Annotated in this window: 10 protein-coding genes; 5 read left to right on the top strand and 5 right to left on the bottom strand. The window is 62.6% G+C overall.

All coding sequences use genetic code 11. The annotated features are described in order from the left end of the window. The first annotated feature begins 9 nt into the window (after positions 1-9). The 3 genes from def to C8J26_RS15540 are packed head-to-tail and all read left to right on the top strand — an operon-like array spanning position 10 to position 2,695. The gene (def, locus tag C8J26_RS15550) at positions 10-552 is read left to right on the top strand and encodes a peptide deformylase (protein ID WP_107959156.1); all 543 of its coding nucleotides are present in this window, start codon (positions 10-12) and stop codon (positions 550-552) included. Then, positions 552-1,844, top strand: coding sequence for an APC family permease (locus C8J26_RS15545; protein WP_107959155.1), 1,293 nt, complete (start codon positions 552-554; stop codon positions 1,842-1,844). The genes def and C8J26_RS15545 overlap by 1 nt, the downstream gene beginning before the upstream one ends. Continuing rightward, complete coding sequence (locus tag C8J26_RS15540) at positions 1,802-2,695, top strand: TauD/TfdA dioxygenase family protein (protein ID WP_107959154.1); 894 nt, start codon at positions 1,802-1,804, stop codon at positions 2,693-2,695. The genes C8J26_RS15545 and C8J26_RS15540 overlap by 43 nt, the downstream gene beginning before the upstream one ends. A 105-nt stretch (positions 2,696-2,800) precedes the next feature. Here C8J26_RS15540 and C8J26_RS15535 read toward each other — a convergent pair whose 3' ends face one another. The 5 genes from C8J26_RS15535 to C8J26_RS15515 form a co-directional block, all read right to left on the bottom strand. Next, positions 2,801-3,505: a phosphate/phosphite/phosphonate ABC transporter substrate-binding protein gene (locus C8J26_RS15535; RefSeq protein WP_244185343.1), complete on the bottom strand. Its 705-nt coding sequence runs from the start codon at positions 3,503-3,505 to the stop codon at positions 2,801-2,803. A gap of 110 nt (positions 3,506-3,615) precedes the next feature. Further along, positions 3,616-4,629 carry a fatty acid desaturase gene (locus tag C8J26_RS15530; RefSeq protein WP_244185342.1) on the bottom strand — a complete coding sequence of 338 codons (1,014 nt, stop codon included), beginning with the start codon at positions 4,627-4,629 and terminating at the stop codon, positions 3,616-3,618. 72 nt (positions 4,630-4,701) lie between these two features. Then, on the bottom strand, positions 4,702-5,271 hold the full coding sequence (locus C8J26_RS15525) for an alpha/beta hydrolase (protein WP_167398864.1): 570 nt from the start codon (positions 5,269-5,271) through the stop codon (positions 4,702-4,704). Between the two features lie 279 nt (positions 5,272-5,550). Beyond that, a complete protein-coding gene (locus tag C8J26_RS15520; protein WP_107959151.1) occupies positions 5,551-6,975 on the bottom strand; it encodes a M20/M25/M40 family metallo-hydrolase in 1,425 nt (474 codons plus the stop codon). Position 6,976: 1 nt separating this feature from the next. Beyond that, on the bottom strand, positions 6,977-9,280 hold the full coding sequence (locus C8J26_RS15515) for a TonB-dependent receptor (protein ID WP_167398863.1): 2,304 nt from the start codon (positions 9,278-9,280) through the stop codon (positions 6,977-6,979). Between the two features lie 314 nt (positions 9,281-9,594). Here C8J26_RS15515 and dinB point away from each other — a divergent pair, with 314 nt between their 5' ends. Next, the gene (gene dinB / locus C8J26_RS15510) at positions 9,595-10,689 is read left to right on the top strand and encodes a DNA polymerase IV (protein ID WP_107959149.1); all 1,095 of its coding nucleotides are present in this window, start codon (positions 9,595-9,597) and stop codon (positions 10,687-10,689) included. Next, on the top strand, positions 10,686-11,285 hold the full coding sequence (locus tag C8J26_RS15505; protein WP_107959148.1) for an alpha-ketoglutarate-dependent dioxygenase AlkB: 600 nt from the start codon (positions 10,686-10,688) through the stop codon (positions 11,283-11,285). Before dinB ends, C8J26_RS15505 begins: the two co-directional genes overlap by 4 nt. The last annotated feature ends 11 nt before the right edge of the window (positions 11,286-11,296 follow it).

The following is an 11,296-nucleotide window of genomic DNA, read 5'->3' as shown; positions in this document are numbered from 1 at the left end:
GGTGTTGCTGTGATCAGGCCGATCTTGAAGATGGGGGATCCGCTCCTTCTCCGCATTGCGCGGCCGGTGGTCGACCTCGCCGACCCGAAGTTGAGAAAGCTTATTGCTGACATGCACGATACGATGGCTGCGGCAAACGGCGTCGGCCTGGCAGCGCCGCAGATCGGGGTTGAGCTGCGCGTCATGGTCTTCGGCTTCGACGACAACCCGCGCTATCCAAACGAACCACCGGTGCCGAAGACCACGTTGATCAACCCGCAGGTCGACATCCTGACCGACGAGACCGATGAGGGGTGGGAGGGATGCCTTTCGATCCCGGGCCTGCGAGGATCGGTGCCCCGCTCGACGCACATTCGTTACCGTGGCATCGGCGAGGACGGTCGCGAGCTCGTACGAGAGGCCCGGAGTTTTCACGCACGGGTCGTCCAGCACGAGCTCGATCACCTGAACGGCGTGCTGTATCCGCAGCGGATTGCCGACATGACGAAATTCGGGTTCATCGACGCTTTGTTCCCCGACAGCGACCTGGCCGCGCTCGAGACGGATCGGTGATGAGACCGGGTTCGAAAGACGCGAATGAGGTCGTCAGTCCAGACCGGGTCGGTCTCGTTCGCTCGCTCGGGCGGTGGGGGCTGACGACGCTTACGATAAATTGCGTCGTCGGTGCAGGGATCCTCGGACTGCCAGGCAAGGTCTACGCGCTTGCCGGCGCCTCCACCGGTTTGGTCGTAGCCGGTGCAGCCATCCTCGCGTTAGCGGCCGCGCTATGCCTTGCGGAGCTTGGCAGCCGCATGGACGGAAGCGGGGGCCCTGTCGAATATTGCACGGCGGCCTTCGGTCCGGTCGCGGGGTTCGCGGCAGGCTGGCTCTTGTGGGCGGCGACCGTCTTGGCTGCAGCGTCTTTGCTCAACCTCTTCGCGACCATGGTGGCACCTGACGCACACACCATGATAGTGGTCGGTACGGGACTCGGACTCACCGTCCTGACCTGTGCAGGCATGGGGCGCTCGGCAATCGCGAGCGGTGCGTTGACCGTCCTCAAGCTCGGTTTGCTGGCGGGGGTGGCCATCGCTGGCCTTACCACATCAGCGGCTCCCGCTACCTTACCCTCTACAGCTGCACAGCCCGTAACGGCGCTGATCCTGATGTTCTTCGCATTCGTCGGGTTCGAACGACCAACCGCGGTCGCAGGTGAGGTGGTAGACCCGCGCCGCGCAGTTCCGTTCGCCCTGCTTGCCGGTATGGCGGTGGTCACCGCGCTGTATGCAGGCGTGATTGCCGCATGCTGGCGCGGCGTGCCGAACCTCGCGCTGAGCGAGCGTCCTGTCGGAGATCTGCTCGGTCGTCTGTTTGGGAGCGAGGTCGCGCGCGGCGCCGAGCTTGCCGCGGCGGTGATCGTGCTCGGTACGCTCGTCAGCCAATGGATCACGGCGCCGCGCCTTATGCTCGCGCTGTCGGAAAGCCGCCAATTGCCGGCGATATTCGGCCGCATCGCGTCAGGCAGGGGGACGCCGGACATGGCCATCGTGACGACGGGCATCGTCGCCGTTTTTCTGGCGCTCGGAGGCGATTTCGTCACGGGCATCGCAGCGTCAAGCGCATCACGGTTGCTGATCTTCATGGGGTGCGCCGCGGCGCTGCTGCGTCTTCGTCGCCAGCGCGGCATTCCGGAAGCGCGCTTTCACTTGCCCCTTGGAGCCGCAGTCGCCACCTGCGTGATCCTGGTGTGTGGGGCGCTGCTCGTTGTGGCATCGGCCGAGCTTGCGCGGCTGGGTGTTCTGATCGTCGTTGGAGGATTGCTTTGGCTGATATCGAACGGGAAACGCTGGTTCCAGCGGATGTGACCGACAGCGCGGGTCTATCGGTCGCACCATCCGGTCCGATCCTGGGTGCGGAGATCGGTGGCTTGCGCATCGACGGATCGATCGATGCTCAAATGGCCGCCGCCCTACGCACTCTGCTGCTGCGCTACAAAGTCCTGTTCTTTCGGGATCTCGATCTCACCCATGAACAGCATTTGACGCTGGCCAAGGTGTGGGGTGACCTTGAAGGTCACCCGGTCATCAAGCATGTGCCGGGATATCCCGAGATCCTCGACATTCGTGGATCGGAGGGACGCGTCGAGGACAACGCCGGCAACCAGCGCTTCCAGACGCTCGACAAGTGGCATGCGGACGTAACCTTCCGCGCCGCACCCTCGATGGGGGCGGTGTTGCGCGCCCGTGAGATCCCGGAGATTGGTGGGGATACGTTGTGGGCCGATGCCGCCGCTGTCTACGCTGGGCTTCCCGATGACGTGAAATCCCGGATCGCAGGGCTGACCGCTACGCATGACCTGCTCTTCGATTTCGGAGACCGGATCGCGCCCGAGCAACGGGCGGCGTTCGCTCAGGACTATCCGCCTCAGCACCATCCAATCGTCCGCGTGCATCCCGAAACGGGTGAGAAGGTCCTGTTCGTCAACGCGAGCTTCACCAGTCAGATCGACGGGATGGATGAGGCTGAGAGTGCAGAATTGCTCGGGTATCTGCTCGATCGGTTCAAGGTGCCCGAATATCAGGTTCGCTTCAGATGGTCGGCGAACGCGGTCGTCATCTGGGACAATCGGGCGACGCAGCACTATCCCGTCGCAGACTATTGGCCTGCGCGTCGCAGGATGGAACGCGTAACGATACGCGGTGACATTCCGGTCTAAACACTTCTTCGCTTCCAGCATCGATGTGCTGCAAAGCAGGGCGGGTGCCGGACAGGCTCACGATGACGCAACCGAGCTTAGCCGCCTGATGACGGGGCGGGGTGGTCATCGCAGGTTCGGATAGCCGAAGCGGATCGCCGTTTGTTGCAGCGCGTGGATCGGGGCCAGCGCGTCGAAATTCGCGGTGATGATCCCCGCCAGCCCGAGGCTGGCACGAGCCTCCGCAAGGCGTGGGTCCGTCATGACCTCTTGCAAGGCAAGTCGCAGCGCTGCGATCGTCTCGACGCCCGTCGCAGCGGACGTCACGAACGGCAGCGTCGGAGAGGCCGGGCTACGGGCGACGATCTTGAGGGGGGCGGTCAGATCTGGTTCGTGACGCACAAGCGTCGCGTAGGTGACGGTGTCGATCGCCGCGATATCCGCGCTCCCTGCGGCGATCGCCGCGATGCTGCCGCGATGCGATCCGGTCTGCACAACGCGAGCGAAGAAGGCACTGGTCTCGGCTATCGGCGCTAACGTCGCGCGGAACAGGTTCATGCCTGTGTTCGACTGCGGATCGTTGATTGCGGCGCGGGTGTCGCGGTAGTCGACCAGCGACCTCCGTCCATCGTTCGCGCGCGCCACCAGTACGCTGGCATGTGTCGCGTCGCTACTTGTGAACCCCGGCATATCGTAGATCGGTAAGGCGATCACTTGAAGAGCAAGGCTATCGTCGGCGATCAGCGGGTAGCCGCACGCTTGCCCGAACAGCAGGTTCGGGTCCCGCCAGAGATCATGGACGTGGCGCGCCCGGTCGAGGACGTCGGGCATGCGGTCGACCCCCCGTTTGCGCAGGATGCGGACGATCTCGGACCAGATCCGGTCGTTGGCGGACTGCTGCGCCGGATGATCGTACATTCCAAGCGATGCGACCAGGCGGCTCATGCGGTATGTTGCCGGGCACCAGGATGGAGCATGTCGTCATGCGATCGAAACGCGAAACGCCGGACGATCTCACCATAGCCGCGATAGACCGGCGCGCCCTGCGCCACGAACCGGTCACGGTGACTGCTGTGATAGGACGGGAGGCGATACCAGGGGAGCCCCGGCCGTTCGTGATGCGCGGCATGGAGATTGTTGTTGAGGTACAGCAGCGCGAACAGGCCGCCGCGCTCGACGATGGCGGCGCGTCCGGGACTCGTGAGGTCGGCACGATGCTCGGCATAGGAGCGCAGCATCGTCAGCGCGGTGCCCGGATAGACGAATGCCAGCACATACTTGGCGAGGCTCAGTCCGACATGATCCAGCCACCACAAGATCGCAGCTACGCCGATCAGATGCGGCACCCAGTCCCGCGCGACAGCAACAGGGTTGCGAACGGCGCGGCGCGCCTCGCTGAATAGGAATCGGCCGATCGACAATGCCGGGCCGAAGATCATCTGGCCAACCACGGTCGATTGTAGCGAGGCGATGAGGGCGTCGTGTCGGGAGAGGTGGTAGCGCGATTCAGGATCGTGTCGGGGATCGGTGATCACCTCGGCACCGTGATGCGCAATATGGCTTCGACGATACAGCCGATACGGCAGCCAGAGTGACAAGGGGGCAAATCCAATTGCACTGTCGATCCGGCCGATCCCGGTCGGATGGCCGTGGATCGTCTCGTGCTGCAGCGATCCCTGCCAGGCGATAAACCATCCGCCGAGGACGATCAGTACGGGCATCGGAACCTGCGCGTGAAACGCGGTAAGCGCGATCCAGCTGGCGTAGATCAGCGCCGCGACCGTGAGCGTGGGCCACTCGATGACGGACATCCTTGCGAAGAGATTACGCATATCCAACTCCTTGGCTGATGCTAACATCCCCCAGAGTGATGGGAATTCAAAGCAAGCAAAGGTGCGCGGCTGGGATAGGTTTGCTTCGTCACGAAGATACGCGGGCCCGCCGACCCCAAACACGAAGTATGATCTTCGACAGAGCGCTCACATTGCCTGACGTTCGGCAGGTCTTACTGGGCAGCCGGCGTCCAGCTAGGCGTCCCCGATTGCCTGGATGATGCGATACGCGGCAACGACGTCGCGCTCGACGACAGCCGAGGTGAAGCGTTCGATGATGGCGCGCAGGCGGTTGGTCGGCGCCGTCGCGGCGTTCAGGAGTGGGCCATCGATGAGGCGACTGCCCCATTCCACGCCCAGGCGCTGCGCTTCGTCATCGGCGCCGACGACGATCGATGGGAAGGGCAAGCCGATTTTTGGCGCCGCGAAGTTACGGTGGTCCAAGCTCGTGCCTTCGGGGGCGACCAACAAGGCACCGGCAACGTTCGCGGTATAGGCTTTCGGCGACAGTCGGGCCCACCATGCGGCTGCCGCGCAGGCACTGCCCTGCGCCAGGAGCATGACGGCACGATCGGATGCCGATACGGCGGCATCGATCCGCGCCGCCAGCGCCGTTCGCTCAGCAGCGGTACGGCTGCGAACAGCGATATGCTGCGCATCGCCAAACCGCGGAAACTCCCGGAACCGTTCGAATATGGAGACGGCCTTGTCGGGGACGAGCGCGATGAGCGACAGTCGATGGCTTTCCAAGACAGCAACAGACACAATCCGGTCTCCTTTTCTGCAATCACGTAAGCTGCCTTCTTCGGGTCAGCGGTGCAATGCAGCTTCTGAGATACGCGGCAAGCCGTTCTATCTTGGGTTTCGGTTGAGATCAGAGCGATCAGATGTCACGCAAAATACCATCCTAGTCGCCAAGTTATTTTAAACGGCGCATTCTCCCTTCTCATAAATAACGGAGTTAGAAAAACCTGCGTCTCGTTCTAGATTAAATGTTGAACGTGACCGTGTTGCGCTGCCCGTTCACGTTGAACCTTCTGTCTCTCAATGTAATGCGAAGTAGGTCGCAACATCATAAATGTAGTCGCGACCACGATACAGGGCATCCGACGAGATGCGCTCGTTCAGTCCATGCGTGCCAGCCGTCGCAGGATCGTTCCACAGCCCGGGAATGCCGTAGGTCGGGATGTTTAGCTTGCTCAGGTACGTTGCATCCGTTGCCCCTGCCGACTGCGTCGGGATTACGGGAATGCCTGGGAAGTGTTTCGCGCCGATCGCCGCGATCGGTTTGAGTATCGCGGGGTCTAGCGGCGGTGTCACTGCGACAGGGCGTTCCTGGATCTTGCTGCGGAGCACCTGCACCTGCGGGTCAGCGATCACTTGCTCGATGGCAGCCTTTGTTTGATCCGCGGTCTCGCCAGGGGCAATCCGACAGTTGATCGAGGCTGTGACGCGCTGGGGCAGGGCATTGGCGGCATGCCCACCATCGATCAGGGTCGCCACGCAGGTCGTGCGGAGCAGAGGATTCAGACTCAGGTCCGACGATACCAGCGCTGCAGCCTGCGCGTCGTTCGGCTGCTTCGAAAGCTGGACCATCGCAGCCCCGATGGCATCCTTCCGCAGGGCGCCGGCCTGCGCCAGATACGCCGTCGAGACGGGGTTGAGGTTTACGGGGAATTGCAGTGTGCTGACCTTGGTGAGAGCCGCAGCCAGGCGATAGATCGCGTTATCTGGCTGCGGTTGCGAACTGTGTCCGCCGCGGTTGGTGACCTCGAGGTTGAAGTTGCGCGGCGATTTCTGCGACACTTGGACGCCGAGCGTCTCCGGGCCTCCGCCAGGTGCCGTTCGGCCACCGCCGCCTTCGTTGAACGCAAAGCCGGCCTTCACCAGTTCCGGCCGGTTGTCGACCAGCCAGCCAGCACCATTGAGCACGCGTTCGTTCGTCCCTTCTTCGCCGCAGGTCAGCGCGAGTTTCACGGTACGGCGTGGCTTGAACCCCGACTGCTTCCAGCGGATCAGCGTGTCCGAGAAGATCGCAGCCTGAGCCTTGTCGTCGCTACTACCGCGCGCGTAGAAATAGCCGTCCTCCTCGATCAGCGTGAAGGGGTCGCGGACCCAATCCTCGCGCTTGGCCTCGACGACGTCGATATGCGCGAGTAGCAGCAGCGCTGGCTCCTTGGCGTTCGATCCTGCGTAGGTCGCTACGAGGCCCCCGTCGCGCGGGCGGCCGTCTGGCACGTACAGTGTGAGATCACGGTCGGTGAAGCCGGCCGTGCGCAGCCGGGCCGCAACCTGCTGCGCGGCCTTCGTGCAGTCGCCGACCGACGAGGTCGTGTTCGTCTCGACCAGTTCCTTGTAAAGGCTGCGAAAGGCCGTTCGATCGGGACGTTCCGTTGCTCCCTGAGCGGTCGCAGCGAGTGGCAGGATCAGGGCGACGGTCGCCATCAGGGCAGGCGCAATGTGCTTCATGCTATGTCTTCCTGGTCGATGAGATTGGGTAAAGGGCCGGGAACGGTGACGCCGTCGACCCGGCAGGTGGTCTTCGGAAGCTCTTGCGGGCGTTGATGCCGATCGTCCGGGGTCGCGAACTGACGTAATAGTCCGGTACGCCGGTAGCGGAGGCAACCCGGTTCAGGCCGTATTTGTTGAAGACGTTGTTCGCGAACAGCGAAACAGCAAGCCCGTTCTGCGCATCGACGCCGATGCGCGCGTTGAAGATGCTGAAGTTGCCGATCTCGCGATAGAACGCATTGGTCTCTCGCAATTCGGTGTTCATCCGCCCGGTATAGGTCCAGTCGAACCGTACCAGAGCCGTCAGCGTATCCGTCAGGGGCGGGGAATACTCGACACCAGCCGACGCCGTCGTCTTCGGGATGTACGCAAGCGTATCGCCGATGCGGCCGGGAGCATTGATGAACCCGGTGGAATCGACCTGGTCCGAGGTCAGCTTGGCGTCGTTGTAGTTGACGCTGCCATTGATGGTGAGGTGGCGGACGGGGCGAACGATTGCTTCGACCTCGACACCCTCGACCCGAACGCCGGCGAGATTGTAGATGAAGTTAAAATTGCCACCGCCCTGCTGGAGCGTCGATACCGAGGTCTGTACCTCGTCCCAGTCGGTCCGATAGATCGCGACGTTGAGCGTTGCCTTCCGGTCGAACCACGACGTCTTCGCGCCGAGCTCATAATTCCACAGCGAGTCCGGACGGTAGACGAGATACTGCGCCGGCAGATTGGGAATGTTGTTGGCGCCGCCGGGACGAAACCCCTGCGCTGCGTTGGCGTAGACCAGGGCGTCACGCGTGACGCGCAGTTCGGCGTTGAACTTCTTTACCCAGCCCTTGGCATTGGCCTTGGTTTCCTCATAGGGGCGCGGTTCCTGCCCGTTGGTGAAGTTGTAGCCGAGATACTCGCCGCCGACGGTCTTGGTATAATCGAAGTGGCGCAGGCCGACCGTCAGGGTCAGCGGCGACAGCAACCGGTAACCGACTTCGCCGAAGAACGCGGTCTGCTTGACGCTGGTCAGGATGTTGCGACCGCCCAGATTGTCGACCGGATCGCGCTGCCCTCCACTGACCGGGTCGCCGGCAAAGGGCCGGGTGTCTACCCGGTCGAAGCGATCCTCGTGAAACACGCCGACGGTGTAGCTGAGTGGGCCATTCCCGTTCGAGCCGAGCCGTGCTTCCTGGATGAAGTTCCGGACATAGCGCGGCTGGTAGGCACCGAACGGTGCCTTCGACCGGGCATAGGCCTGATATGCGGTACGTTGTGCAGGGGTACAGGTCGTCGTGGGAATGCCCAGCGCGACGCGGGTGTAGAGCGGACACCACCGTGCGCCTGAAACGACGCTGGCGAACGCGGCATTGTTGTCGTTGGTGCTCTCGACGTTCCAGCGATACCAGGACGCGCTAGTCGTCAGGGTCGCGAAGCCTAGATTGAACCGCCCGACGCCGTTGTAGAGTTGCAGCTTGTCGTGCCACGGCTGGAATATCTGGAAGTCCGCGCGGAACGGCCCGAGGACCGAGTTATACTGCGCGGTGCCGTCGATATTCTGGGTCTGCAGCAACGCGGTCGCGGTGATGGAAACATCGTCGCTCGGCGTGAAGCCCAGCATGACGCGACCGCCTTCGAGGGTTGCGCGATTGGTGTTCTTACGATCGAGCAGCGTGTAGTCGACATAACCGCCTTGCCGCTCGCGGTAGCCGACGACGCGCAGCGCGAGCTTGTCCGCGATGATCGGGACGTTGAGCGCACCCTTCACGAAATAGCCGATGCCGCCGTTCTGCGTGGTGGTCGCCTGCAGCTCCGCGGTACCTTCGTATTTGCTCGCATCGGGCTGGTTGAACAGCACGCGCAGAGTGCCGCCCATCGATCCGGATCCGTAGAGCGTACCCTGCGGTCCGCGCAGGACTTCGACGCGTTCGACATCGAAGAGATTGAGGTTCGGCGTGTTTCCGGCGGGGTCCGAATTCGTCCCGGAAGGACCGGTCAGCGGCGTTTCGCCGTAATACAGCCCGACAGTGCTTTCGCCGGCCGCCTGAACGCCGCGGATCGAAACGCGCGTGCGTCCTGAATCGCTCTCCGTCAGCTGCAGTCCCGGGACTTGCCGAATGATATCGGCAATGGTCGTCGCGCCGAGCTTGGCCAACTGGCCTTCCCCCAGCGCCGAGATGGCGATTGGCGTGGTCTGTACCGTCGATTGGCGACGGAGCGCCGTGACGACGATGTCGCCGGAAGCATCCGCACTTTCGGCAGGCGCGGGGGCTGATGGCACGTCCACGGGCACCGTTTGTGCCAGCAAGGGGCAGGGCAGGGCTACGGTCGTAAGAATTAAAAAGCCGGATCGCACGGATACTAGCATTCTGCCCCCATTTGTCATTTCAGCGTGTCCTCTTCAGGCTCACGCTCCGGGAGAATGGACTCAAATCCCATTGGCTCAATGGGATATGGAATTGGAGCTGGCGAAGATAATCCATGTTGCACAAACATGTCCGATCGAGGTCTCGTTCGAGCTGACGACGCGGCGTGGGATACACACGCCAGAAACAGTGTTCCCCATTCGTTCGTTTTGCGATATTCCGCTCGACCATGGTCGTCGAGCCCAGCCGCAAGATCATTCACGTCGATATGGACGCCTTCTTTGCCTCCGTGGAGCAGCGGGACAATCCGGCGCTCCGAGGCCAGCCGGTTGCGGTCGGCCACGCGGGGGCTCGTGGCGTCGTCGCGGCCGCCAGCTATGAGGCGCGCGAATACGGGGTGAAGTCCGCCTTGCCTTCGGTGACGGCACAACGTCGCTGTCCGAACCTGATATTCGTGCCGCCACGCTTCGAAGTTTACCAGCGGGTGTCTCGACAAATTCACGCGGTATTCTCGCGCTACACGACCTTGATCCAGCCGTTATCGCTGGACGAGGCTTATCTCGATGTCACCTACAACAAGGTGGGCCTGCCGACGGCGTGGCTCACCGCGAAAGCCATCCGTGCGGACATATTCCGCGAGACCGGACTGACGGCATCCGCGGGGATTTCGTACAACAAGTTCCTCGCGAAGATCGCGTCCGATCACCGCAAGCCGAACGGTCAGTTTGCGGTCACTCCGGACATGGGGTCGGCCTGGGTCGAAACGTTGCCGGTCGCCCGGTTTCACGGCGTCGGTCCTGTCACCGCGGCCAAGATGAAGCGGCTCGGTATCGAGACGGGAGCCGATCTTCGCGCACAGTCGCTGGACTTCCTGCGGCGGCATTTCGGCAGTTCCGCCGAATGGTATTACGGCATCGCTCGTGCGCGGGACACGCGTTCCGTCAATCCGAACCGGGTTCGCAAGTCGTCAGGTTCGGAAACGACGTTCGACCGCGATCTGACGGACGAGAGCGAGATCGAAACCGGGGTGCTGCGGATGGCGGACGATGTCTGGAACTGGTGCGAACGGCGCCAAGCGTTCGGCCGGACGGTCACTGTGAAAATCAAATACGCCGATTTTCAGCAGATCACGCGGAGCCGCAGCCAACCGTCGGTTGTGACGAACCACGATCAGTTGCGTCAGGCGGCGATCGATCTCTTGCGCTCGGTTCTTCCCGCGGCCAAGGGGATCAGGCTCGTTGGCGTAACGGTGTCGAACTTTGCCGAGGCGACGGCGGCAGAAGTGGAGCAATTGCCGATCTTCGAAGAGGCCGCGGCAGCATGATGCTCGACCTTTTCGATATGCCGGTACTACCTGGGCTTCGTGCATGTCCCGACTTCCTTGATCGGGACGAGGAGCGGGCACTGATCGCGCGGATCGATGCGACCGATCCGACCCCGTTCAAGTTCCAGGGCTGGACCGGCAGGCGCCTCACCACGTCATTCGGGTGGAGTTATGATTTCGAGGCGGGACGTCCGGTGGCTGCCGAACCGCTTCCCGATTGGCTGCTTTCGATCAGGGACCGCGCGGCACGTTTTGCCCAGCTGGACCCGACCCTTCTCGTTCAGGCACTGCTGATCCGGTATGATCCTGGCGCAGGCATCGGCTGGCACTGTGATCGACCGGTATATGAGGATGTCATCGGCATATCGCTCGGCGAGTCTGCGACGATGCGCTTCAGACGCCGGTGCAAAGGTGGCTTCGAGCGGGCTACTGCCCCGCTCGATCCCCGCGCCGCTTACCAATTAAGCGGAGCTGCTCGCCACGAATGGGAACACAGTATTGTCGAGATGGACCGACCTCGGTGGTCGATCACATTCCGCAGTCTGTCTATGATCGGGCGAAAGAATTTGGCTGGAGAACCCATATCCCGCGCTTAGAGCGTAACATG

This window comes from Sphingomonas aurantiaca (genome assembly GCF_003050705.1).
GTDB classification, from domain to species: Bacteria; Pseudomonadota; Alphaproteobacteria; order Sphingomonadales; family Sphingomonadaceae; genus Sphingomonas; species Sphingomonas aurantiaca.
The sequence above is the reverse complement of the archived record's forward strand: the minus strand, read 5'-3'. Positions and strand labels throughout refer to the sequence as shown.